The sequence below is a fragment of the Burkholderia cepacia ATCC 25416 genome (genome assembly GCF_001411495.1).
Classification (GTDB): domain Bacteria; phylum Pseudomonadota; class Gammaproteobacteria; order Burkholderiales; family Burkholderiaceae; genus Burkholderia; species Burkholderia cepacia.
In genome coordinates, this window is the sequence record NZ_CP012982.1 from 1,315,632 (window position 1) to 1,340,384 (window position 24,753).

The following is a 24,753-nucleotide window of genomic DNA, read 5'->3' on the forward strand; positions in this document are numbered from 1 at the left end:
AATAGACGGCACACGATGCCGCGAAGCGATGCAGGCATTCCAACATCAGGAGACACGTCTTGCAGACCTCTATCCATACCCCGTCCCATCCGGAGCCGGTTTCCAACGCCGTCGCCGCCCCGCGCGAGCGCTTCTGGCCGGAAGGCTGGTGGAAGCTGATGGAAATCCGCATCGGCATCATCCCGCTGCCCGTCTACTTCATCCTGCTTGCGCTGATCGTCGGCTTCTCGGTCACCGGCAAGGTGCCCGGCGAGATCTCGATGGCGATCGCGGTGCTCGCGTTCTTCGGCTTCACCTGCGCGGAACTGGGCAAGCGCTTGCCGCTCCTGCGCAACATCGGCGCCGCCGCGATCTTCGCGACCTTCGTGCCGTCGGCGCTCACGTACTACCACGTGCTGCCGAAGCCGGTGCTGAACCTGACGGTCGAATTCACGAAGTCGACCAACTTCCTGTACCTGTTCATCGCGTCGATCATCGTCGGCAGCATCCTGAGCATGGACCGGCGCGTGCTGATCCAGGGCTTCGTGAAGATCTTCATTCCGCTCGCGGCCGGCTCGGTCGCGGCCGCGATCGTCGGCACGGCCGTAGGTACCGCGCTCGGCCTCGGCGCGCGCCACACGCTGCTGTACATCGTCGTGCCGATCATGGCGGGCGGCGTCGGCGAAGGCGCGATTCCGCTGTCGATCGGCTATTCGGAACTGATGCACCTGCCGCAAGGCGAGATGTTCGCGATGGTGCTGCCGCCGGTGATGCTCGGCAGCCTGACCGCGATCATCCTGTCGGGCGCGCTCGACATGCTCGGCAAGCGCTTCCCGCACCTGACCGGCAACGGCCGCCTGCAGGTCGGCGAATCGGGCGACATGACGCCCGAGAACGAGGAAATCCGCGGCCACGTCGACGTCTCGCACATCGCGGGCGCCGGCATCACGGCGATCACGCTGTACCTGGTCGGCCTGATGGCGCACAAGCTGTTCGGCCTGCCCGCGCCGGTCGCGATGCTGTTCCTCGCGGTGCTCGTGAAGCTCGCGCGCGCGGTGTCGCCGCCGCTGCAGGAAGGCGCGTTCGTCGTCTACAAGTTCTTCTCGACCGCCGTCACGTACCCGCTGCTGTTCGCGATCGGCGTCGCGATGACGCCGTGGGACAAGCTGACCGCCGCGTTCACGATCGTCAACGTGGTCACGATCGTGTCGACCGTCGCGACGCTGATGGGCACCGGTTTCGTGGTCGGCCGCCTGATGAAGATGTACCCTATCGACACCGCAATCGTGAACGCCTGCCACAGCGGGCAAGGCGGCACCGGCGACGTCGCGATCCTCACGGCCGCGAACCGGATGCAGCTGATGCCGTTCGCGCAGATCGCGACCCGCATCGGCGGCGCGATCGTCGTCACGGTCACGCTGATCCTGATCGCACACTTCGGATGACGCGCCGCCGCGCGCTCCGTCGCGCAGGCCGCTTCGCACGCGCCGCCGCCGGCCTTGCCGGCGCGCGGCGCGCGTCGTTCGGGGCGTCGCTCCGGGCGGCCGGTTGCGGGCTTCGATGAGGGCGAACGTGCAGAAGAGCTTCAAGGGAATCCCGTGGTGGGGCTGGGCATCGGCCGGCGTGCTGTACGTGTGCGTGGCGGCCGCGGCCGTCGATTTCGCGTGGGAACGCGCGATCGACGCGCTCGAGGAAACCGGCGCGCACCGGCTCGACCTGTATGCATCGAGCCTGAAGAGCGAACTCGGCCGCTTCGAGATCCTGCCCGGCCTGGTCGCGCGGCAGGACCGCGTGCGCGCGATGCTGAAAGCCGCGCCGCACGATGCCCCCGAGCTCGTGCACACGGTCGACACGTACCTCGAAGCCGTGAACCGCGACGCGGGCAGCGGCGCAGTCGACGTGATCGACCTGCAGGGCGACGTGATCGCCGCCAGCAACTGGAACGAAACGCTCAGCTTCGTCGGCACCAACGTGTCGTACCGGCCGTATTTCAAGGACGCGCTCGCGCGCGGCAGCGGCCGCTTCTTCGGCATCGGCACCAATACCGGCGTGCCGGGCGTCTACTTCGCGAGCGCGGTGCGCGACGACGGCGTGCCGATCGGCGTCGCCGCCGTGAAGATCAGCGTCGACCCGCTCGAATCGGCGTGGCGCGCGCCGGGAGTCGCCGCGATGGTCGTCGACGGCAACGGCGTGGTCGTGATCTCGACCGAACCCGCGTGGAAATTCACCGCGCTGCGCCCGATCACCGCGCAGCAGCAGCGCGACATCCAGGCATCGCGACAGTACGCGGGCCGCACGGTCGACGCGCTGCCGTACCGCCGCATCGGCGACCGCAGCGCGGCCGCATGGTTCGGCACCTTCCCCGATCCGCGCCACGCCGGCCGCACCACACGCTATCTCGTGATGTCGCGCCCCGCGCCGCAGGCCGGCGATTCGCTGATGGTGCTGCTCGACATCGCGGGGGCGCGGCGCCAGCAGCAGACGGCCTTCGTGTTCGTCACCGGCGCGTTCCTGATCGCCGCGCTGCTGGCCGGTTACGCGATCCAGCGCCGCCGCGCGATCGTCGCGCGGCTGAATGCGCAGGACGCGCTGCGGCGCGCGAACGACCGGCTCGAGCTGACCGTCGCGCAGCGCACGGCCGCGCTGACGGCCGCGAACGAACGGATGCAGCGCGAGATCGTCGAGCGCGAGCGCACCGAGCAGCGGCTGCGCGCGTCGCAGCAGGAAGTCGTGCATGCGGGCAAGCTCGCGGTGCTCGGGCAGATGGCCGCCGGTCTCACGCACGAGCTGAACCAGCCGCTCGTCGCGATCCGCACGCTGTGCGACAACGCGCGCACGTTCTTCGAGCGCGGCCAGCCGGCGCCGGCGCTCGCCAATCTCGAACGGATCGGCAAGCTCGTCGACAGCATGGCCGTGCTCACCGGCGAGCTGAAGACCTTCGCGCGCAAGCCCGACGTCGAGCGCGTCGCGGTCTCGTTGAACGAGGCCGTCGCACATGCGCGGCTCATCTACGATGCGCGGATCCGCGACGAAGGCGTGCAACTCGACGTGCACATCGCGCCCGGCACCGCCGTGTCGGCCGAATCGAGCCAGTTGCAGCAGGTGATCGTGAACCTGCTCGGCAACGCGCTCGACGCGGTGCGCGACGCGCCCGTGCGCCGCATCGTCATCGAGGCCACCGGGCCGGACGAAGCCGGCCGTGTGCGCGTCACGGTCGCCGACAGCGGCGCGGGCATCGCGCCCGAGGTGCTGCCGCACCTGTTCGAGCCGTTCGTCACGACCAAGCCGCGCGGCCAGGGCCTCGGGCTCGGCCTCGCGATCACGTCGCGCATCGTCGAGGCGTTCGGCGCGAAGATCGCGGCGACGAACCGCGACGAAGGCGGCGCGCAGTTCAGTATCGAATTCGCGGCGGCAACGCTGCAAAGGACAGAGCATGGAAGATGAGATTCGGGTGCTGGTCGTCGAGGACGATGAAAACGTCCGGATCGGCGTCGAGCAGGCGGTGGCGCTTGCCGGCTTCGCGGTCGATGCCTTCGCGTCGGCCGCCGACGCGCTTCATCACGTTGCGCCCGGCGCGCCGGTCGTGATCGTGTCGGACGTGCGGATGCCGGGCATCGACGGGCTGCAGCTGCTCGATCGCGTGATGGCCATCGACGCGCAGATCCCGGTCGTGCTGATCAGCGGCCACGCCGATATCTCGACGGCCGTCGGCGCGATGCAGGTCGGCGCGTACGACTTCATCGAGAAGCCGTTCTCGTCGGACGTGATCGCGGGGCGCGTCGCGCGCGCGGTCGAGAAGCGCCGCCTGACGCTCGAGGTGCAGGGCCTGCGCGCGGCGCTGAACAACTGGCAGGGCATCGAGGCGTTCGTGCTCGGCAAGTCGCCTGCGATGGCCGACGTGCGCAAGAAGATCCTGCGCCTCGCCGATACGTCGGTGTCGGTGCTGATCACCGGCGAAACGGGCACCGGCAAGGAACTGATCGCGCGCAGCCTGCACGACTTCGGCGGCCGGCGCGACGCGCATTTCGTCGCGCTGAACTGCGGCGGCCTGCCCGAGCAGGTCTTCGAAAGCGAACTGTTCGGCCACGAGGCCGGCGCGTTCACGGGTGCGATCAAGAAGCGCATCGGCAAGATCGAATGGGCGGACGGCGGCACGCTGTTCCTCGACGAGATCGAGACGATGCCGGTTCCGCTGCAGGTCAAGATGCTGCGCGTGCTGCAGGAGCGCGTGGTCGAGCGGCTCGGCGCGAACGAGCTGATTCCGGTGGACTGCCGCGTGGTCGCCGCGTCGAAGGCCGATCTTGCCGAACTGGCGGCCGACGGCCGCTTCCGCGCCGACCTTTTGTATCGCCTCAACGTCGCGCAGATCGAGCTGCCGCCGCTGCGCGAGCGGCGCGAAGACGTGCCGCTGCTGTTCGAGCATTTCGTGCTCGCGGCCGCACGGCGCTTCGGGCAACCGGCGCCGGTCGTCACGGCCGCGCAGGTATCCGAACTGATGACGCACGCATGGCCCGGCAACGTGCGCGAGCTGCAGAACGTGGCCGACCGCTTCGTGCTCGGGCTGACCGGCGACAGCCTGCTGTCGTCCGGCGGCACGCCGGCCGCGGGCGGCACGCTCGCGGAGCAGCTCGCGTATTTCGAGCGGATGCTGATCGAGGACATGCTGCAGCGTCACAACGGCAACGTCGCGGAGGCCAGCGAAGCGCTCGGCATGCCGAAGAAGACGCTCTATCACAAGCTGCGCAACCTGCGGATTCCCGCGCGCGGCGACGCGGCGGCCGATGGCGGCGAATGACGCGAACGAGGACACGCACGACAGCATGGATCGCATCGACATCACCGAACACGGCCGCGTCGCCGGCCACCTGATCCGCGGCGTCACGCGCGCGCAGAAAACCTTCCGCCCGAGCGACTGGCCCGAGCGCCTCGCGGGCGTCATCACGCTGTTCGTCGGCGAGCGGCGGCCCGGCTATCCGTGCGCGCTGTCGCGGCTCGCGATGCCGGTCGTCGACCGCGGCGTCAAATGCCTGTTCGTGTCTGACGAATTGCGCACCGTATGCGCGGACGCCTTCGACTTCGCGATGCAGTTCGCGGCCGACAACGACCTCCCCGTCGAACTTCAGACCGCGCCCGCGCTGGCGGTGCGCTGAAACGCGGGCCGCGTTCGCGGCGCGCGTCCTTCCCGATTCCCCGTTTTCCTGGTTGCGGTGCACGGGTGCGCAGGCCGTCGCACGCGCCTTTCCGGGCCTGTCCGGCTTCACGGCCAATCGTTAGACGATTGAAAGCATCGGCACCCATCCCCTTCCGACAAGGGTTTGCGGCCGAGCCATCAAAAAAATTGATCGTCACGATGAAAATTATGCGTTTTCCTTGCAGGTCGCCGTGATGCATAGTTGCGTCGTGTTGACGCACCTTTGAGTCTTTCAGTCATGAACATGCGAATCGAGCCGTCCGTGCTCGCGAACCCCGACCTGCAATTTGCGACGCTTTCGTCAGGCATCAGCCTGCCGTATGTCGAGCGGGGCAGCGGCGCGCCGATGGTGTTCGTGCACGGCTCGCTGTGCGACTACCGCTACTGGGATCCGCAGCTCGCGTCGCTGTCGGCCCACTACCGCTGCATCGCGCCGAGCCTCAGCCATTACTGGCCGGCCGTCGAAGCGGGCATCCAGGACGAGTTCAGCTGGCAGAACCACGTCGACGAGCTCGCCGAGTTCATCGACGCGCTCGATCTCGGCCCCGTGCATCTGGTCGGCCACTCGCGCGGCGGCAGCGTCGCGTTCAACGTCGCGCGCCAGCATCCGCAACTCGTCGAATCGCTGACGCTCGCCGATCCGGGCGGCCCACTGCAACAGCCGGGCGTGCGCGAAGCCGCGCTGCCGGCCGCCGCGATCGCGCTGCGCACGAAGGCCGTAAGCCTGATCGGGCAAGGCGACGTCGAAGCGGGCCTCGAGATGTTCGTCGATTCCGTGAGCCTGCCCGGCGCGTGGAAGAAAAGCACGTCGCGTTTCCGCACGATGGCGATCGACAACGCAAGCACGCTGCCGAAGCAGTTGCGCGACCCGCTGCCCGCGTACTCGCAGCACACGGCCGGCGACATCGCGTGCCGCACGCTGCTGATCGACGGCCAGCGCAGCCCGAAGATGTTCCGCAACAACGTCGATACGCTGACGCAGTGGATCGGCAATGCGCAACGGCAGACCGTCGCCGGCGCATCGCACGGGATGAACGCGGCAAGCCCCGCCGTGTTCAACCGTTACGTGCACGAGTTCGTCGCCGCGTAACGCGAGCGGGCGGCATGCGCGCCGCCCGGCCTTCCCCTCTCTTGCGGAAGCGAAACGGCACGGGCAATCCGCATCGTTTCGCATCCCTCTGCATCACGCAGCCGATGCCGCCTTGCGCGTCACCGCATCCGGCAACCCGAACACGCTGTCGAACGCCCAGTTGTACGTGAACGTGAAGATCGGGAAAAACACGATCAGCACCGCGTCGTACAGGAACGCCTGCCATAACGACACGTCGAGCCACCACGCGATCAACGGAATCAGGAACGTCACGAGCGCGACCTGAAACCCGATCGCATGCACGACACGTCGCCCGACGGTGCGCGTCGTTTCGGTGCGCCGCCGCTCCCACGCCTCGAACCCAAGGTTGTACAGAAAATTGACGGTGACGCCCGTCGTCGAGATCATCACGCCGAGCAGGCCGCTCGTCGCCGCGCTCGCGCCGCTCAGCATGCCGAGCACCGACGACGCGACGAGGATGCCGAGCACCTCGAACATCACGACGTAGACTATGCGTCTCTTCCATCCTTGCATGACCGACCACCTTCGTTTCGAACAAGGTGGCGAGACTACAGCGGACACTTCGTCCGTAAAAGTCAGGTCCTTTCAATTTTTCTGACAGGAGGCGGCCGACCATGCTGACCAGCGATCACATCGACATGCTGCTGACCGTCATCGACGAAGGCTCGTTCTCGGCCGCCGCGCGTGCGCTCGGCCGCACGCCGTCGGCGATCAGCATGGCGATCGCGAACCTCGAGGCCGAACTCGACCTCGTGCTGTTCGACCGCGGCACGCGCGAGCCGACGCCGACCGCCGCAATGGCCGCGCTGCTGCCCGACGCGCGCGCGATCGCCGAACGGCTGCATGCGCTGCGTGCGCATGCGCAGCACTTGTCGGAGGGTGTCGAGGACACGCTGCGACTCGGGCTCGCGGCCGAAATCGATGGTGCGCCGATTGCGCGCGCGCTGGCCGCCGTCGCCGCGAAATATCCGGCGCTCGCGGTCAGCGTCGTCACCGCACCGCAGGATGCGATCGTCGACGCGCTGCATCGCGGGGCCGTCGATCTTTGCGTCGCGTACGGCGGGCTCGATCTTCATCCGCAGGAACAGATTCACGCGCTGTGGACCGAGACGCTGATCGCGGTCGCCGCGCCCGGCCATCCGGCGATTGCCGAAGCCGCGCATCCGGAGGCGATCGAGCGCTTGTCGGGGTTTCGGCAGATCGTGATCGCCGATCCGGAGCGGCCGCTCACCGACGTGCGGCCGCTTATCGGCAACCGCACGTGGAAAGTGACCGACATGGCGACCGCGATCGCGCTCGTGAAGGCCGGTCATGGCTGGGCGAACTTGCCGGAATCGATCATCGACCGGTATGTGGCGGACGGCGAACTCGCACCGCTCGTGTTCGCGAACATTCGCAACGGGCTGCCGCTGCCTGTGTATTGGCGGCGGCCGAAACATACGGGGCTCGGCAAGGCCGCCGGGGAACTCTTGCGGGCACTGCGGGCTGAAGACAGTCCGCATTGAGCGGTGCGGCGATGGCGTCGCCACACCGTCCGTCAACGCCGGACGACTTGACCGTTAGTTGCAGTCACTGGACCACCACCGCGCGCTCGGCGCCGGAAACGCGTTCCCGGTCATCGCTCGACCTGCCCGACCATGCCGACCGTGAGGCGGGTCATACGACCGTGATGGCGAGCTCCTCCGCATACGCCTCCAACCGGTCGCCTACCCGCAACTTAAGGACATCGATGAACCGTTTGATCTTCGCGTCGACGAACTGACGGGACGAATACACCGCATAGACGTTGCGCTGGGCGGTGTGGAATTCAGGCAGCACGCGAACGAGCGATCCTTTACGCAAATCGTCGATTGCCGAGAAGGCGGCGATCAGCCCGATCCCCGCGCCCTCGCGCAGTACCGTGGACATCGCATCCATGTCGTTGACGCTGAAGTGCGATCCCGCCGGACGATACACCGCCTCGCCGGCCCTGCCTTGCAGACGCCATTCGTCGGGCGCGTAATCGACCGTGCTCAGGAGCACACATGTGTGGTCGACGAGCTCTTCCACGCACGCGGGAGCCGGACGATGCGCCAGATACTCGGGCGACGCCGCCAGAACGCAATGGCTGACGCCGATCTTCTGGCTCACATACGCCGAGTCCGGCAGCGTGCGCGCAATCACGATCGCCACGTCGAGTTGCTCTTCGAGCAGGTTCGGCATCCGCTGCGACAGCATGAGATCGACCGATACCTCCGGGTATGCGTTCCGATAGGCAAGCACGGCTTGCGAAACGAGTTGACGGCCTAATCCCGGCACCGCATGCACGCGCAACACGCCGCGCGGCTCCAGCAGCGCATCGCGCGCTTCCGCTTCTGCCCGTTCGATGTCCGAGAGGATCGCAACGCTGCGCTCGTAAAAACGTCGCCCCGCATCGGTGACGACGAGCCGTCGCGTCGAGCGCTGCAGCAACCGCGTGTTGAGATTGTCCTCGAGTACCGAGACCGCTCGGGAAATGTTGCCGACCGTCGTATCGAGGTGGTTTGCGACAGCCGTGAAACTGCCCATCTCGACCACCTTCGCAAACACCGACATGGTGTGAACCTTGTCCATTACGCACCCTGGTTTTGAATTGATCTCCGAATCGCTGCGTTTCGGCCCGCGCGAGCCTGTTGATCATAGGGCCCGCGCCTGCTTCGTGCAGTCAGCGCGCAATCCCTTGTCGTTTTCGCGCATCCTTTCAATTCACCTTCATTCTGGCAGGGGATTTTCCCTCCCGAGACAAGATTCATTCTTTCCGGCCCCTCTAAGTTGCCGCCCGCTTCACGCCTAGACTGGGTCCCGAAGTCAGGCAATCAGAACGCGGAAGTATCGAACCCGAGCTCGGCCCGCCACGGCGAATCGTCCAGATACGGCGTGGCGCAGGTTCCCCTGTCCGGCTCGTGGCGAACACACATCGAATCGTAATCCTAACCATAGAGGCTAATACCATGGACATCAGTTACGACGCGCTTCATCTTTTCATCAACGGCGAATGGATCGGTGCGAGCGAACGCGAAACGGCGCCGGTGATCAACCCCGCCACGCAAATCGAGATCGGGCGCGTCCCGCTGGCGACGGCAGCCGATCTGGATCGCGCCCTGCAGGCCACCGCACCGGCTTTTGACGTCTGGCGCAACACCGTGCCTGCCGAACGCGCGCGCATTCTGAAGCGTGCGGCGGAACTGATGCGCGAGCGCGCCGAGCACATCGCGACCGTCATGACGCTCGAGGAAGGCAAACCACTGGCAGAAAGCCGCGACGAAGTCCTGCGTGCCGCCGACTATTTCGAATGGTTCGCCGAAGAGGCTCGACGTATCGACGGCCGCGTGGTGCCATCCAACCGCCCGGGCGTGCAACAGCTCGTGAAAAAACAGGCGATCGGGCCCGTCGCCGCATTCACGCCATGGAATTTTCCCGCGATCACCCCGGCGCGCAAGCTCTCCGCCGCACTCGCCGCCGGATGCAGCGTCATCATCAAACCCGGCGAGGAAAGCCCCGCAACGGCGCTCGCGCTGGCACGTGCACTGGACGACGCCGGTTTGCCGAAGGGCGTGCTTCAAGTCGTATTCGGCGTGCCCGACCAGGTGTCGAAGCATCTGATCGCTTCCCCGGTCATCCGGAAGGTGACGTTCACGGGCTCGGTACCGATCGGCCGCCTGCTGTCGGCGCGTGCCGCCGAAGGCGTCAAACCCATCACGCTGGAGCTGGGCGGACACGGGCCCGTCCTCGTATTCAACGACGCGGATGTCGAGAAGGCCGCGGTCGACGGTGCGGCGAACCGCTTTCGCGGTACAGGCCAGGTCTGCATCTCGTCGACGCGCTTCCTGATCCAGCGCGAAGTCTACGACGCGTTCGTCGGGCACTTCGTGCGCGCCACCCAGGCCCTCAAGGTCGGGAATGGCATGGATGCCGGCACGCAGGTCGGGCCGCTGGCCAATCCGCGCCAGCTTGCCAAGATGGAAGAACTCATCGCCGATGCGGTGGAACGTGGCGCAATGGTCCTCGCCGGCGGAAAGCGCATCGAGGGCGAAGGATATTTCTTCGAACCCACGGTCCTCGCCGACGTACCGAAGGACGCGCGCGTGATGCATGAAGAACCGTTCGGCCCGATCGCGGTGCTGATGCGCTTCGATGCCCTCGCCGACGGGCTCGCCGAAGCGAACCGGTTGCCGTACGGGCTCTCCGCCTATGCGTTCACGCGCAGCGCGCGCACGGCCATTGATGTCGCGGACGGTCTGGAAGCCGGGATGATCGGCATCAACCAGTACCGCATCGTGTCGACCGAACTGCCGTTCGGCGGCATGAAGGAAAGCGGCCACGGCTCGGAAGGCGGCACCGAGGGCATCGAGTACTACCTCACGCACAAGTTCATCAGCCAGGCTTGAAGGAGTATCGCCATGTCTCATACGCATTTCGACAGTCCGCGCGAGGCCGCGCGGGCCTTCACGCCGACGCTCTCGGCATTCGTCGACGACACGCTCTATCCGCGCATCTGGAGCGATCCGTCGCTCGCGCCGCGCGACCGCAGCCTCGTGACCGTCGCCGCCCTGATCGCGGGGGGCCATCTCGACGAGTTGCCGGCGCACCTGCGGCGCGCGTTGACGAACGGCGTCACCCGCGAAGAGCTCTCCGCGGCAATCACTCACCTCGCGTTCTACGCCGGGTTTCCCGCAGCGATTTCCGCTTCGGCCGTGGCGCAGGCAACGCTGGGCGCACAACCTCGGCCCGACGATCTCGCCGGTCATTCAGCTCCCGCACAGGAAGGTGTGAAATGAAAGCCATCACATTCAAGGAATTCGGCGAGGCCGAGGTTCTCCAATTGGCCGAAGTCCCGGCACCCGAGGTTCGCCCCGACGATCTACTGGTACGCGTTCATGCCGCGGGCGTGAATCGCGCGGATCTGACGCATCGGCGAGGCGGATACGGCCGGCCCAATTTCGGCGACTCCACCCTCATGGGGCTCGAAATCGCCGGCGAGGTGATCGAGACGGGCAGCGCCGTGCAGGGCTACGAGGTGGGTGATCGTGTAATGGGCGTCGTGGGCGGCGGGGCCTATGCGGAACTGGCGCGCATCGACTGGAGAATGGCGATGCCCATTCCGGCAACGATCGACTACGTGCACGCGGCTGCCATACCGGAAGTTTTCGTCACTGCGCACGAAGCGTTGTTGCATCTGGGCCGCTTGCAACGCGGCGATTCGGTGCTGATTCACGCAGCGGCGGGCGGGGTGGGTTCCGCGGCGGTCCAGCTCGCCTACGCAACCGGCGCGACGATATTCGCGACCGCCGAAGCGTCGAAACTGGAACGGATCGTTCAACTCGGCGTGGACCATGCGATCGACTACAAGGCGCAGGATTTTTCGGAAGTCGTCGCAAGCAGGACAGGCAAACGCGGTGTCGACGTCGTCATCGACTTCGTGGGCGCGCCGTATTTTTCGCGGAATGTCGCGTCATTGGCAAACGGCGGCCGGCTGGTGCAGGTCGGCATACTCGGCGGCGGCGGTGACGTGAGCGTTGCGCTCGATCAGATCCTGTACCGTCATCTGCAAATCATCGGCACGGTGATGAAGTCGCGCGACCCGCGCGAGAAACACGCGATGGTTCGGCGATTTCGCGAACATTGGCTGGACCGCTTTGCGGGAGGCGCGGGTCTCGAACCGGTCGTCGACAGCGTGTTTCCTCTCGCCGATGCCGCGGCGGCTCATCGACGGATGGAGTCGGCCGCGAACGTAGGCAAGATCATCCTGACGATGAGCGAAAACGCGTGACGCCATAAAAAACCCCGGCATGCAGACCTGAGCCTGCATGCCGGGGTTCTTCGCTTCACTGCCGGCGAGCGACGATTCGCCCGCCGTTCGCGCTCAACGCGCGGCGACTTCCGCCTTGACGGACGCCGCATCGCCGACCGCCGTCGGCGCGGGCCCCCATCCGCCGCCGAGCGCGCGGATCAGGTTGACGGTCGACACGGCCTGCGCCCCGGTGAGCTGGTTCGCCTGCAGTTGCGACTGCAGCACCGAGCGCTCGCTGTCGATGACGTCGAGATAGGCGACTTCACCTTCCTGATACTGCGTGCGCGACAACGTCGCCGCGCGCCGCGACGCATTGACGGCCGCATCCTGCGCGCGGATCTGGTCGTCGAGCAGGCGCAGGTCGGCGAGATTGTCCTCGACCTCGCGGAACGCGACGAGCACCTGCTGCCGGTAGTTCGCGACCTGCTCGTCGTACTGCGCGCGCGCCTGCTGCACGCCTGCCGCACGGCGTCCGCCGTCGAACAGCGGCAGCGTCAGCGCGGTGCCCGCGAACGGCCCGAGCAGGAACGTGCGGCTCGACCACAGGAACAAGTTGCCGAGCGTCGACGCCTCATAGCCGAACGCCCCCGTGATGTCGAGCTTCGGGAAATACGCCGACTTCGCGAGGCCGATCCGCGCGTTCGCGGCCGCCATCGCGCGCTCGGCCGCCGACACGTCCGGACGGCGTTCGAGCAGCGCGGACGGCAGGCCCGGCGGCACCTTCACCGCGACCGGCACGATCGGCGTTTCCTTGAACGCGAAATCCGCGGGCGCCTTGCCGAGCAGGATCGCGAGCGCATGCTCGGATGCCGCGCGCCGGCGCGCGACGCCGACCGCATCGGCCTGCGCGCTGGCCAGCTCGTTCTTCGCGCGCGACACGTCGAGCTCGCTGATGTCGCCTTCGTTGAAGCGGCGCTGCACGAGCTGCAGTGCCTGCTCGCGCAACTCCACCGTGCGGCGGTACAGGTCCTGGTCGGAGTCAAGCTGGCGCAGTTCGAAATAGTTCTGCGCGACGTCCGCCTGCAGCGCGAGCTGCACCGAACGGAACAGCGCTTCGCTCTGCGCCTGGTCGGCACGCGACGCCTCGACGTTGCGGCCGACACGGCCGAACAGGTCGGCTTCGTAGGACACCGTCCCCTGCGCGCGCCACAGCGTCGCGTTGGTCGGGCCCGTGCCCTGCGGCTGGAACTGCGACGCCGACGACAGCCCTTCGCGCGTCGGCCCGAACCCGGCGCCGATCTGCGGGAACCATTGCGAGCGCGCCGAACGCGTCGCCGCGCGCGCTTCCTCGACCCGCGCCGCCGCGGCTTTCAGGTTCTGGTTCGCGGCGAGCGCCTGGGTCTCGAGCGAGTCGAGCACCGGATCGCCGAACACCTTCCACCATTCGCCGCGATGTTCGCCGTCCGCCGGCTCGGCCGTCTTCCAGGTGCCGGCCTGCTCGCCGGCGGCGAGCGCCGGCGCTTCCTTGAACGCGGCGGGCACCGCCGCATCCGGGCGCTTGTAGTCGGGGCCCACCGCGCACGCGGCGAGCAGCGTCGCGAGCAGGGTGCTCGCGGCCGCCACCTTCGCGAAGCGCATCAGGCCGTTCGTGTTGTGCATGTTGTCCATCTTTTTATCCTCAAGCATCCGAAGCCGGTACGCCCTGGGCCGGCACGCCGTAGCCGGACGAGTCCTTGCCCGCGACGTGGATCTTGCCGCCTGCCAGCGTACGCAACACGACGTAGAACACCGGCGTCAGCATCAGCCCGAACAGCGTCACGCCCAGCATCCCGAAGAACACCGCGACACCCATCGCATGGCGCATTTCCGAACCGGCCCCCGTCGACGTGACGAGCGGCACGACGCCCATGATGAACGCGATCGACGTCATCAGAATCGGGCGCAGCCGCAGCCGGCTCGCCTCGATCGCGGCCTCGAGCGGCGTCCTGCCGTCGTGTTCGAGCTCGCGTGCGAATTCGACGATCAGGATCGCGTTCTTCGCCGACAGCCCCACCAGCACCATCAAGCCGATCTGCGTGAAGATGTTGTTGTCGCCCTGCGTGAGCCACACGCCCGTCAGCGCCGACAGAATGCTCATCGGCACGATCAGGATCACCGCGAGCGGCAGCGTCAGGCTTTCATACAGCGCGGCGAGCACGAGGAACACGAGCAGCACGCTGATCGGGAACACATACATCGCCGAATCGCCGGCAAGGATCTGCTGGTACGTGAGGTCGGTCCACTCGAACCGCACGCCGCGCGGCAGCGTTTCATGCGCGATGCGCTCGATCGCGGCCTGCGCCTGACCCGACGAGAAGCCCGGCGCCGGGCCGCCGTTGATGTCGGCCGCCGTGTAGCCGTTGTAGCGCACGACCATTTCGGGGCCGAACGTCGGCGTCACCGTGACGAGCGACGACAGCGGCACCATCTCGCCCTTGTCGTTGCGCGTCTTCAACTGCAGGATGTCGTCCGCACGCTGGCGGAACGGCGCATCGGCCTGCACGCGCACCTGGTACACGCGCCCGAAGCGGTTGAAGTCGTTCACGTACAGCGAGCCGAGATACACCTGCATCGTGTTGAACACGTCGGTCACCGGCACGCCGAGCTGCTTCGCCTTCACGCGGTCGAGATCGACGTTGAGCTGCGGCACGTTGATCTGGTAGCTCGTGAACAACGGGCCGAGTTCCGGCGCCTGCTGCGCGCGCTTGATGAAGTCGTTGGTCGCATCCGCGAGCCGCGCATAGCCGACCGCACCGCGATCCTCGATCTGCATCTTGAACCCGCCGAGCGTGCCGAGACCGAGCACCGGCGGCGGCGGGAACACCGCGACGAACGAGTCCTTCATCGCGCTGTACTGCTGGTTCAGCGCACCCGCGATCGCGCCCGCCGACAGCGCCTTGCCATGCCGTTCCGAGAACGGCTTCAGCGTGACGAACACGATGCCCGCGCTCGAGCTGTTCGTGAAACCGTTCACCGACAGACCCGGGAACGCGACCGCGCTCTCGACGCCCGGCTGCTTCAGCGCGATCGAGCCCATGTCGCGGATCACCTTCTCGGTACGGTCGAGCGATGCGCCGTTCGGCAGCTGCGCGAATGCGATCAGGTATTCCTTGTCCTGCGCGGGCACGAAACCGCCCGGCACGACCTTCGACACCAGCACGGTCGCGCCCACCAGCACGAGGTACACGCCGAGCATCAGCGTCTTGCGCGACAGCACGCCGCGCACGCCGCGGCCGTAGTTCTCCGCACCGCGATGGAACACCTTGTTGAAGCCGCGGAAGAAGCCGCCGAGCACGCGGTTCATCACGCGCGTCAGCCAGTCTTCCTTGTCGCCATGCCCCTTCAGCAGGATCGCGGACAGCGCCGGCGACAGCGTCAGCGAGTTGAACGCCGAGATCACCGTCGAGATCGCGATGGTCATCGCGAACTGCTTGTAGAACTGGCCGGTCAGGCCCGACATGAACGCGAGCGGCACGAACACGGCGACGAGCGTCAGCGCGATCGCGATGATCGGCCCGCTCACTTCCTGCATCGCCTTGTAGGTCGCCTGCCGCGCGTTCATCCCGCTTTCGATGTTGCGCTCGACGTTCTCGACCACCACGATCGCATCGTCGACCACGATCCCGATCGCGAGCACCATCCCGAACAATGACAGCGCATTGATCGAATACCCGAATGCGAGCAGCAGCGAGAACGTGCCGATGATCGACACCGGCACCGCGATCAGCGGAATCAGCGACGCGCGCCAGGTCTGCAGGAACACGATCACGACGATCACGACCAGCGCGATTGCTTCGAGCAGCGTATGCACGACGGCCTTGATCGACGAACGCACGAACTGCGTCGGGTCATAGACGATCTTGTAGTCGACGCCCGCCGGCATGTCCTGCTTCAGCTCGGCCATCGTCTTGCGCACTTCGTCCGAGATCTGCAGCGAGTTCGCGCCCGGCGACTGGTTGATCGCCATCGCGACGGCCGGCTTGTTGTCGAGCAGCGAGCGCAGCCCGTATTCGGATGCGTCGAGCTCGATCCGCGCGATGTCGCGCAGGTGCGTGACGCCGCCGTCCGGCGTGGTCTTCACGACGATGTCGCCGAACTCGTCTTCCGTCTGCAGACGGCCGCGCGCGTTCACCGACAACTGCAGCGGCGTGCCGGGCAGCGACGGCGACGCGCCGATCACGCCGGCCGCGACCTGCACGTTCTGCTCGCGGATCGCCTGCACGACGTCCTCGGCCGACAGCCCGCGCTGCGCGACCTTCTGCGGATCGAGCCACACGCGCATCGCGTAGTCGCCCGACCCCCACAGCTGCACCTGGCCGACGCCCTGGATCCGCGACAGGCGATCCTTCACGTTGATCAGCGCGTAGTTGCGCAGGTAGGTCATGTCGTAGCGGTTGTCCGGCGAGATCAGGTGGACCACCATCGTCAGCGTCGGCGAGCTCTTCACCGTCGTGATGCCGAGCCGCTGCACGTCTTCCGGCAGGCGCGGCAGCGCCTGGTTCACGCGGTTCTGCACGAGCTGCGTGGCCTTGTCCGGATCGGTGCCCAGCTTGAACGTGACGGTGATCGTCATGTTGCCGTCGCTGTTCGCCTGCGACTGCATGTAGAGCATGTCCTCGACGCCGTTGATCTGTTCTTCAAGCGGCGACGCGACCGTCTCGGCGATCACTTTCGGGTTCGCGCCCGGATACTGCGCCTTCACGATCACGGAAGGCGGCACGACTTCCGGATATTCCGAGATCGGCAGCAGGAACATCGCGATCACCCCGCCGAGCAGGATGATCACCGATAGGACTCCTGCGAAGATCGGCCGGTCGATAAAGAATTTTGAAATGTTCATGTGTGGCTCTGTCTGGTTGAACGCGGATGCGAAGCGGCGGGCCGCTTACGAATCCGCCTTCGCCGGGGCGGCCGGCTTCGCGTTGTCCGCCAGCGGCGCGGACGGCGCGTCACCGCCCGTCATCGGGACCATGTGCGGCTTCACCTGTTCGCCGGGGCGCACGCGCTGCGTGCCGTTCACGACCACGCGATCGCCTGCCGCGAGGCCGCTCACGATCACGCGCCGGTTGCCGTGCTGCAGCCCCTGCTGCACTTCGCGGTACGACACGCGGCCCTGCTGGTCGACGACGAACACGAACTTCTTGTCCTGGTCGGTGTTGATCGCCGCATCGTCGACGAGCAATGCCTCGTGCGGCGCGCTGCCGCCCACCTTCACGCGTGCGTACAGGCCCGGGACGAGCGCACCGTCCGCATTGTCGAAGCGTGCGCGCACGCGGATCGTGCCCGACGACGTGTCGAGCCGGTTGTCGACCGAGTCGATCTCGCCGCTGCGCGAGTAGCCGGTTTCGTTCGCGAGGCCGAGCTCGACCGGCACCTTGCGGCCGTTGCGCGCGCCGTTGATGTATTGCAGGTAGGTCTGTTCATCTGCGTCGAACGATGCGTAGATCGGCGACACCGACACCAGCGTGGTGAGCGGCGCGGCCGACGCACCGGCCGACACGACGTTGCCGAGCGTGATTTCCGCGCGCGACACGCGGCCCGACACCGGCGCGGTGATCCGCGTATAGCCGAGGTTGATGCGCGCCGTTTCGAGCGCGGCTTCGGCGGCCTTCAGGTTCGCGGCCGCTTCGCGCGCCGCGTTCTGCTTCTCGTCGTAATCGCGCTTCGCGATCGCGTTGTCGCCGATCAGCCGCTGTGCGCGCTGCCAGTCGGTCTGCGCGTAACCGTTGCGCGCTTGCGCGGCCGCGAGCTGCGCGGCCGCGCGATCGGTTTCGGCCTGGTACGGGCGCGGGTCGATCACGAACAGCACGTCGCCCTTCTTCACGAGCGCGCCGTCCTTGAAGTTCACCGCGACGATCGTGCCCGACACCTGCGGGCGCACGTCGACTTTCTCGACCGCTTCGAGGCGACCCGAATAACTCTGCCAGTCGGTGACGGTCTGCGGCACGACGGTCGCGACGTCGACTTCGGGCAGCGGTGCAGCCGCTTTCTCGGGTGCGTTCGCGTTCACGCGCATCGCGCCGAACGTTCCGAGGCCGACGACGGCAAGCGTCACGATCGCCGCTGTCGCGATTCGGGAACGGGAGGTGCGTAGGATGGCCATGTGGATCTCCAGGTAAACGTGGATTGGTTCTGGTTATTCGGAACGGTTGGGCTGGCGCGCCTGGAAGCGGCACTGGAAGAAGCGCACGGCTTCCTCGAAGGCGGCTTCGTGCGTCGCGAGCGCGGCGTGCGTGATGTCCGGATAGCGGATCACCTGCGTGAGCACGCCCGACGAGATCAGACAGCCCGCATATTTCTCCGCCTCGACGTGCAGCACGTCGTTCTGCGCGGTGACGACGAGCGTCGGCGGCAGGCCCGCGAGGCGCACCGATTCGAGCGGCGCCGCATACGGGTGCATGCGTTGCGCGGCCTGCGGCAGATATGCGCGATAACAGGCCGCGCATTCGCGCGCGGTGATGTCGGACGCGAGGCGCTCGGCGTCGCCGATGCGCGTCATGCTCGGGTCGAGCATCGGCCCGAACAGCGCCTGCGCGACGATCGACACTTCGCCGCGATCGCGCGCAATGAACGCGAGGCAGTTCGCGAGCTGGCCGCCCGCGTCGTGACCCGCGACACCGATCTTCTTCGGGTTGCCGCCGAACGCGCGGGCGCGCGTCGCGGCCCACACGGCGGCGCGATACGCATCCTCCGGCGCGGCCGGAAAGGGAAAGGCCGGCGCGAGCGAATAGTCGACCGACACTACGAGAGCTGGTAAGCGTTCTGCTAAAAAACGCGCAGCGAAATCGGCGTCTTCGAGCGAACCGCGGACGAAGCCGCCGCCGTGGAAGTAAAGCACTACTGGCAACCCGGTCTTGTCCGGGCGCCGGTACAGGCGCAGCACGATGTCCTGCGCGTAGCCGGGAATTTCCACTTCGGCGACCGTCAGCGCCGCGCCCGCCGTGGCTTGCGCGGGCAACGCGGCCTTCAGGAATTTGCTGAATTCAGAAGCGTCCATGACGATGCAGCATCCATTTCGAGATGGAACGAATTCTGGGTCCGGCAGACATTGGGATAAATGCCTATAATCCGGCAACACAATTCAACGCCCCCGAACAATCCGAGGCTGCGTTTACCCACGAGGTAGCGCAGCCTTCTTGTTCCGGCGGCAAATTAGATTGCGGAGGTTGTGATGGACCGGCTTCAGGCCATGCAGGTGTTTACTCGCGTCGTCGATACAAGCAGCTTCACCAAGGCAGCAGAAACGCTCAGCTTGCCGCGGGCGTCCGTCACGACGATCATCCAGAATCTCGAAGCATTCCTCGGTGTGCGGCTGATGCACCGGACCACGCGTCGGCTGTCGCTCACGCCGGACGGCGCCGCCTACTACGAACGATGCGTGCGCATCCTCGCGGACGTCGAGGAAACCGAGGCGAGCTTCCAGGCGAACAACCGGAAGCCGCACGGAAAGTTGCGTATCGACATGCCGGGCTCGATCGGGCGGCTGCTCGTGATTCCGTCGCTGTGCGAATTTCATACGCGCTACCCGGACATCGACCTGCAGCTCGGCCTGTCCGACCGGCCGGTCGACCTGCTGCAGGAAGGGGTCGATTGCGTGATCCGCGTTGGTGCATTGCAGGACTCGTCGCTCGTCGCGCGCCGGGTCGGCCTGTTCGAATGCGTGACGGTCGCGTCGCCCGACTATCTCGAACGTCACGGCGAGCCGAAGACGATCGACGACCTGAGCCAGCACAAGGCCGTCAACTACTTCTCGAGCCGCACCGGCCGCACGATCGACTGGACGTTCCTGACCGACGGCCAGGAAGTCGAGATGAAGATGGAGGGCATCGTGTCGGTGAACGATGCCGATGCGTACGTGACCTGCGGGATCGAAGGCTTCGGGCTGATCCAGCCGCCGCTCTTCATGGTGCTGCCGCATCTGCGCGAAGGCCGGCTCAAGGAAGTGCTGCCCGGCGTCAAGCCGCTGCCGATGCCGATCTCCGTCGTGTATCCGCACAGCCGCCATCTGTCGCCGAAAGTGCGCGTATTCGTCGACTGGATCGCCGAGGTGTTCGACCGTTGCCCGCTGCTGAGCGGCAAGGGCAGCCTCGACGCGACGTGCAGCAAGCGTACGTTCGAGGAAGCCGAACGCGCGCCGGTGCTCGACACGCCGGTCATCAACGAATGGGTCGCGTAGGCGCGACGCTCCCGCGCACGCCTGTCACTTCGTTCGCCACGTGCGCATGAACTCCGCGGCCCCCGTGCCTGGCGCGCAACTGCCCGGCCGCCTTGCGCGCGCCATCGCCCGCGCGAGTTCCGCACGCTGCGCGCTTACATGCCGAGCGCAATAGCGGTCGATCACGCCGAGCTGGCCTTTCAGGAACGCGATGGTCTGCTCGATGCCGCCGCGCACGCTCGCGTGCGATCGCGCGAGCACTTGATATTCGGCCATCATCGTGCGCGCGAGTTGCCGGCGGCGCTGCACCAACGCCTGAACATACTGCAGCGGCGGATCCGACAACGGCTCGGCGAGCCGCGCGCACATCGGATACCGGTCGAACTCGCGGGCCAATGACGAGAGCAGACGGGCACGCGCGCCCTTGCCTTCGGGCGGCATCCCGGCCGCCCCCGCGATGAAATCGCGAGCCTGATGCGCGTGGGCGACGGCCACCGGCAGTCGCGCCGCCTGCAACGCGCATGCCGCGTGGGACTCGGCACCGCCGGACGACTCCAGCACGATGCGCGCCGGCGCCCATTCGGCAATCGCATCGGTCAGCGACTCGATGCCGTACGTCTCGTTCCGGTAACCGAGAATCACTCGCAACGACGAGACGTCGACCTCGAGGATCTCGCGCGTCACGCTAATGCCGACGAATACGCGCTCCGGCGTCAGTTCGTCGCCGTGCTGTCGCGCTGCCGCCTCATTGTTCATACGAATCTGCCCGTCGGGCTCGTCTTGCGATCCGGTCGAAGACAAGAAAAATGGGGCGTTATTGTTCGCCACTAGAACTGTCATAATCTAAATGTAATATTCACGGACAGAACCGGTTCCATTCGCGGCGCGGCTCAACCCGAGCCATCGCGGTCGGCCCTCGGCGTGTTCCATGCCGACGGTACCCGGCCCTCGCATCGACACCCCCGATACCCGCATGACAAGAAAACGCGCTTTCATCCGCTCACTAATCAGGAATCCTGACCCTGCGACTGCTCGAACGACGACCTGTCGATCAGAAACCGGTCGCGATCCTGACCACGCAGCCATGCCGGCTCGCGGCCCACGCCGCACCACGTCTGCCCCGTCCGCGGGTCGAAATACTTTGCCCTGCGCTTCCGGGCGCCGGCCGCACCTGCCGGGAATACATCCTTGTACGTGAACCCGAATTCCTCGATGCAGCGCCGGACTTCGAGCAGCACCGTCTCCGATATGGCGAGACGCTCGCGTTCGAGCTGCTCTTCGAGCAGCGCCTTTTTCTCCATGAACGACTTGTATATCAGCATGCGATTTTCCCCTCAATTCGGCTCTTTACAGGACTTCACCGAGACGTTGCCGGCACATCCAAGCGTAATCACGCTGCTGCTTCGTATTGACAACGTTTGTCAACAACAATCGTTGAAAAAAGATGATTCATACGTCGTTAAAGGCTGTTTTTGCCTATGATTAGCATGTTTTGTGCGTTCAAAATTGTTGACAATTCAGAACATGAAACGATGCGAACATGCGCGGCAAACCACCGGCCGCCCACCCTCGCACCGTTCGTCAGAATCCTCCGACCCACGCTCGATGCAGCACGATCGACCTGCTCGCTAACAAAGGAGTGCGAATCATGAACGTTTTATATCTCGAGGACGACAACGCATATGTCGAAATGATCACTTCAATACTCGAGAAATCCGGACACCGCGTGCATGCGGTCGGCAACGGCTGTCACGCGATCCGTCACCTGGAGAACGCGGTCGTCGACCTGCTGATTCTCGACTGGCAAGTGCCGGGGCTGTCGGGGTTCGAGGTACTGAAATGGACGCGCGAGCGCATCGGCGGACGCTTGCCGATCCTGTTCCTGACGAGTCGCGTTCGGGACGACGAGATTTTCTCCGCGATCAACGCCGGCGCCGACGATTACATGGTCAAGCCGATCAACCAATTCGAACTGCTGGCCCGCGCCAACGCGCTGCTGCGGCGCGCGTATCACAGCGGCGGCGCGCCGCAGGACGCCCTCGATATCGGCGGCTACCGGATCGACACGAAGGCGCGGACCGTGCTGCTCCATGGCGAGCATGTCCGGCTGACGCCGCGCGAATTCGATCTCGCCGTGCTGCTGTTTCGCAACCTCGGCCGCATCATGCCGCGCGACGCGCTGATCCTTTCATTGTGGGGTCGCGACATGACCGGCGTATCGCGTAGCCTCGACACGCACATCTATCGACTCCGGATGAAGATGGCGCTCCAGCCGTCGAACGGCGTGCGACTCAGCGCGGTCTATACGCTCGGCTATCGGCTCGAAGCGATCTGACGCTCGACGGCGGCCACGCCCGTTCCGCCCTCGGACGGCATCGCCGGGCTGCCGCGTTCGTCGGCCGCCGCATGCAACGGCGCGTCGCGGCGTGAGGCATTGCACCACCGCGTGCAGAAGACTATTGCGTCATTCGGATTGATCGCCGCGCGACGCCCCGCCCGATCGGTCGAATTCCGCTGCCGCCCCCGGCCAGCAAGGCGTCCCGTATCCCCCACTACCTGTGCGGCTTTCGATTGTTCCGCCATCGCGACAATTCAATTCGCGTCTGCCGCATTTATCGCGACGGAACAGATACCTAGAGTAAACCCTGTCGCGCACCTCGTTGCGCATCGAACAGATCCCGCTTGATGGGACCGGGGCAAGCGCTCAAGCGCCAGCTCCGACAGTGCAAAGCATGGGATCTGGGTAAGCGCTGAAGCGCTAACTCATATCGACCGCAAAGCATGGGATCTGAGTAAGCGCTGAAGCGCTAACTCATATCGACACAGGAGCTACACCATGAACCGCCGCCACCTTCTCTCCGCCCTGGCCCTCACGCTCGCCGTGTCCGCCCCGGCCTTCGCCGATTCGGGTACGCCGCATGCCGGCGACTACGGCAATACGTCGTGGTACTCGCAGCACTACGGCCCGCGCACGCGCGCCGAAGTCAGCGCGGAAGTCGAGCAGGCCCGCAAGGACGGCACGCTCGCGTACCTGCGCAAGGCAAATTCGTACCCGCAAGGGCTCGAACTCGCGCAAGGCCCGTATCGCTCGATGCCGGAAAGCAACCAGCTCGCCGGCGGGGGCCGGTAAACGTGCAACGCCGCGCAGCGGGGTGCCCCGTGCGCGGCGTCGCGACACACCTATCGACGACTCGCCGAGTCAGTCAGTTGCAGGAGCACATGATGAACGACCAACTTCCTTCGCCGCTCGATCACTGGGACGACACCACGCCGGTCTGGACGCCTTTCCGTTCGGCCCCGCACTCGCATTGACCGCCGGCTGAGCCGTCGCCTGGCCCTCAACGGCGCGGCACCCCGTCGCGCCACTCGCCCCAGTGCGTCACGATGTCCTGCACGAGCGGGTTGCCCGCGCGATACAGGTTTTCGGTCGCCGGAGCGAAGCCGCCCTGGTCCGCGTAGTTCAGCAGGTTGTCGGCACTCGTCTGCCCCGCATACGGCCGGTCGAAATCGGACCCGGTACGCAGCACCGCGACGCGCGACAGGTCGACCCGCTTCACGCTCGCCGCACGCTTGAGCGCTTCATACGTCGCGTTGTCTTCCTGTGCGGTCATGCAATAGGTGCCCTTGCCGTCGGTCAGGATCTTCGTCCACTGGCGCGCGCGCTCGCCGATCAGCGTGCCCGAGAACCACGTGTTGCCCGATGACGTATCGCACTGGATCACCGTAGGCGGCCGGTTCGCCGGCGCATACGTGAACTTCGCGCGCGCGGCCTGCGCCTGCGCGCTGTCGGCGAGCACGACGTTGCGCGACAGTGCGACCGCGGCGTCGGTCAACTGCGGATTGAGCTGGAACACCTCGGTGCGATAGTCGAGCGGCGGCTTGTCGTTCGGGCTCTTCGTGTTGATGCCGAGAAAGCCGGTATTCCAGCCGGCCGGAATCTCGCGTGCATCGAGCTCCCACTGCAGGCTGAAATCGACGAGGTACTTCGACCACGCGGCCGAGCCGACCGTGCCTTGCGCGGGGTCGACGCCCGCGATGCCGGAGATCAGGAAATACGTGCGGCGCAGATCGAAGCGCTGCGAGAACGTGAGCGCCATGATCGTCGCCGACGCGTTCGCATAGCCCATGCCGGTCGTGACCACGCACACGTCCTGCTTGTTGCAATGAACGTTCGGGTAGTCGGGCGACAGGCCCGGCACGGCGATGTCGCGCCACGGGCCGAGCCGGTCGAGCCATGCCTGGCCCTCCGGACCGAACATCGTGATGATCATGACCTTGACCGGGCGGCCCTGTGCACCGGTCTCGGCGAATGCATTGTTGCCCGCGTTGTTGCCCTGGTTGTCCTGCGCGATCGACGGCGCGGTTGCACAGGCTGCGAGCGAGAATGCAGCGGCGGAAAGAATGGAGCGAGTCAGCATCGGCGTTCCTTGTTTCGATGATGTTGGGTGAGAACGGCTCTCGTAGACTGCGCGACGGAGTATAGAACGGGCGTGCTCGATGCGGAACCCGACTACGAAACGACGGCCGGT

General features: G+C 66.2%; 21 protein-coding genes. 12 read left to right on the top strand and 9 right to left on the bottom strand.

Going from position 1 to position 24,753, the window contains the following annotated elements:
• Window positions 1-59: 59 nt before the first annotated feature.
• The 5 genes from APZ15_RS23235 to APZ15_RS23255 all read left to right on the top strand — a co-directional run bounded on the left by APZ15_RS23235 (window position 60) and on the right by APZ15_RS23255 (window position 6,260).
• A complete protein-coding gene (locus APZ15_RS23235; RefSeq protein WP_021156390.1) occupies window positions 60-1,424 on the top strand; it encodes a 2-hydroxycarboxylate transporter family protein in 1,365 nt (454 codons plus the stop codon).
• A gap of 115 nt (window positions 1,425-1,539) precedes the next feature.
• Complete coding sequence (locus APZ15_RS23240) at window positions 1,540-3,423, top strand: sensor histidine kinase (protein WP_027790481.1); 1,884 nt, start codon at window positions 1,540-1,542, stop codon at window positions 3,421-3,423.
• Window positions 3,413-4,774 (top strand): sigma-54-dependent transcriptional regulator, encoded by a 1,362-nt coding sequence (locus APZ15_RS23245; RefSeq protein ID WP_027790480.1) that lies wholly within the window; start codon window positions 3,413-3,415, stop codon window positions 4,772-4,774. The genes APZ15_RS23240 and APZ15_RS23245 overlap by 11 nt, the downstream gene beginning before the upstream one ends.
• A 25-nt stretch (window positions 4,775-4,799) precedes the next feature.
• Complete coding sequence (locus APZ15_RS23250) at window positions 4,800-5,129, top strand: DUF3579 domain-containing protein (protein WP_027790479.1); 330 nt, start codon at window positions 4,800-4,802, stop codon at window positions 5,127-5,129.
• Window positions 5,130-5,408: 279 nt separating this feature from the next.
• Complete coding sequence (locus APZ15_RS23255; protein WP_027790478.1) at window positions 5,409-6,260, top strand: alpha/beta fold hydrolase; 852 nt, start codon at window positions 5,409-5,411, stop codon at window positions 6,258-6,260.
• 93 nt (window positions 6,261-6,353) lie between these two features.
• Here the strand turns inward: APZ15_RS23255 and APZ15_RS23260 are convergent, their stop codons facing one another.
• A complete protein-coding gene (locus APZ15_RS23260) occupies window positions 6,354-6,794 on the bottom strand; it encodes a PACE efflux transporter (RefSeq protein ID WP_027790477.1) in 441 nt (146 codons plus the stop codon).
• 101 nt (window positions 6,795-6,895) lie between these two features.
• On the opposite strand from APZ15_RS23260, the gene APZ15_RS23265 reads away from it, so the two are divergent.
• Window positions 6,896-7,786, top strand: a complete 891-nt coding sequence (locus APZ15_RS23265; RefSeq protein ID WP_027790476.1) for a LysR family transcriptional regulator — start codon at window positions 6,896-6,898, stop codon at window positions 7,784-7,786.
• Window positions 7,787-7,937: 151 nt separating this feature from the next.
• Here APZ15_RS23265 and APZ15_RS23270 read toward each other — a convergent pair whose 3' ends face one another.
• On the bottom strand, window positions 7,938-8,873 hold the full coding sequence (locus tag APZ15_RS23270; RefSeq protein WP_027790475.1) for a LysR family transcriptional regulator: 936 nt from the start codon (window positions 8,871-8,873) through the stop codon (window positions 7,938-7,940).
• Between the two features lie 377 nt (window positions 8,874-9,250).
• Between APZ15_RS23270 and APZ15_RS23275 the strand changes: the two genes are divergently transcribed.
• The 3 genes from APZ15_RS23275 to APZ15_RS23285 are packed head-to-tail and all read left to right on the top strand — an operon-like array spanning window position 9,251 to window position 12,069.
• Window positions 9,251-10,687 (top strand): NAD-dependent succinate-semialdehyde dehydrogenase, encoded by a 1,437-nt coding sequence (locus APZ15_RS23275; protein WP_027790474.1) that lies wholly within the window; start codon window positions 9,251-9,253, stop codon window positions 10,685-10,687.
• Between the two features lie 12 nt (window positions 10,688-10,699).
• Window positions 10,700-11,077 (top strand): carboxymuconolactone decarboxylase family protein, encoded by a 378-nt coding sequence (locus tag APZ15_RS23280; protein ID WP_027790473.1) that lies wholly within the window; start codon window positions 10,700-10,702, stop codon window positions 11,075-11,077.
• On the top strand, window positions 11,074-12,069 hold the full coding sequence (locus tag APZ15_RS23285) for an NAD(P)H-quinone oxidoreductase (protein WP_027790472.1): 996 nt from the start codon (window positions 11,074-11,076) through the stop codon (window positions 12,067-12,069). Before APZ15_RS23280 ends, APZ15_RS23285 begins: the two co-directional genes overlap by 4 nt.
• Before the next feature lie 93 nt (window positions 12,070-12,162).
• Here the strand turns inward: APZ15_RS23285 and opcM are convergent, their stop codons facing one another.
• From opcM to APZ15_RS23305, 4 genes are read right to left on the bottom strand one after another with little or no spacing between them, the layout of a single operon-like run.
• Window positions 12,163-13,698, bottom strand: coding sequence for a multidrug efflux transporter outer membrane subunit OpcM (opcM, locus tag APZ15_RS23290; RefSeq protein WP_027790471.1), 1,536 nt, complete (start codon window positions 13,696-13,698; stop codon window positions 12,163-12,165).
• Between the two features lie 10 nt (window positions 13,699-13,708).
• A complete protein-coding gene (ceoB, locus tag APZ15_RS23295) occupies window positions 13,709-16,909 on the bottom strand; it encodes a multidrug efflux RND transporter permease subunit CeoB (protein ID WP_027790470.1) in 3,201 nt (1,066 codons plus the stop codon).
• 45 nt (window positions 16,910-16,954) lie between these two features.
• Window positions 16,955-18,172, bottom strand: a complete 1,218-nt coding sequence (gene ceoA / locus APZ15_RS23300; RefSeq protein WP_027790469.1) for a multidrug efflux RND transporter periplasmic adaptor subunit CeoA — start codon at window positions 18,170-18,172, stop codon at window positions 16,955-16,957.
• A 33-nt stretch (window positions 18,173-18,205) separates the two neighbouring features.
• Window positions 18,206-19,066, bottom strand: coding sequence for an alpha/beta hydrolase (locus APZ15_RS23305; protein ID WP_027790468.1), 861 nt, complete (start codon window positions 19,064-19,066; stop codon window positions 18,206-18,208).
• Window positions 19,067-19,240: 174 nt separating this feature from the next.
• On the opposite strand from APZ15_RS23305, the gene ceoR reads away from it, so the two are divergent.
• Complete coding sequence (gene ceoR / locus APZ15_RS23310) at window positions 19,241-20,245, top strand: putative multidrug efflux transcriptional regulator CeoR (protein ID WP_021156406.1); 1,005 nt, start codon at window positions 19,241-19,243, stop codon at window positions 20,243-20,245.
• Window positions 20,246-20,269: 24 nt separating this feature from the next.
• On the opposite strand, the gene APZ15_RS23315 is transcribed toward ceoR, so the two are convergent.
• The gene (locus tag APZ15_RS23315; RefSeq protein ID WP_049097873.1) at window positions 20,270-20,980 is read right to left on the bottom strand and encodes a hypothetical protein; all 711 of its coding nucleotides are present in this window, start codon (window positions 20,978-20,980) and stop codon (window positions 20,270-20,272) included.
• A gap of 251 nt (window positions 20,981-21,231) precedes the next feature.
• Window positions 21,232-21,546 carry an H-NS histone family protein gene (locus APZ15_RS23320; protein ID WP_027790467.1) on the bottom strand — a complete coding sequence of 105 codons (315 nt, stop codon included), beginning with the start codon at window positions 21,544-21,546 and terminating at the stop codon, window positions 21,232-21,234.
• 326 nt (window positions 21,547-21,872) lie between these two features.
• Here APZ15_RS23320 and APZ15_RS23325 point away from each other — a divergent pair, with 326 nt between their 5' ends.
• Both APZ15_RS23325 and APZ15_RS23330 read left to right on the top strand, forming a co-directional pair.
• The gene (locus APZ15_RS23325) at window positions 21,873-22,559 is read left to right on the top strand and encodes a response regulator transcription factor (protein ID WP_027790466.1); all 687 of its coding nucleotides are present in this window, start codon (window positions 21,873-21,875) and stop codon (window positions 22,557-22,559) included.
• 501 nt (window positions 22,560-23,060) lie between these two features.
• The gene (locus APZ15_RS23330) at window positions 23,061-23,354 is read left to right on the top strand and encodes a DUF4148 domain-containing protein (RefSeq protein ID WP_027790465.1); all 294 of its coding nucleotides are present in this window, start codon (window positions 23,061-23,063) and stop codon (window positions 23,352-23,354) included.
• A 208-nt stretch (window positions 23,355-23,562) separates the two neighbouring features.
• Here APZ15_RS23330 and APZ15_RS23335 read toward each other — a convergent pair whose 3' ends face one another.
• Complete coding sequence (locus APZ15_RS23335) at window positions 23,563-24,642, bottom strand: purine-nucleoside phosphorylase (RefSeq protein WP_021156407.1); 1,080 nt, start codon at window positions 24,640-24,642, stop codon at window positions 23,563-23,565.
• Window positions 24,643-24,753 lie beyond the last annotated feature (111 nt).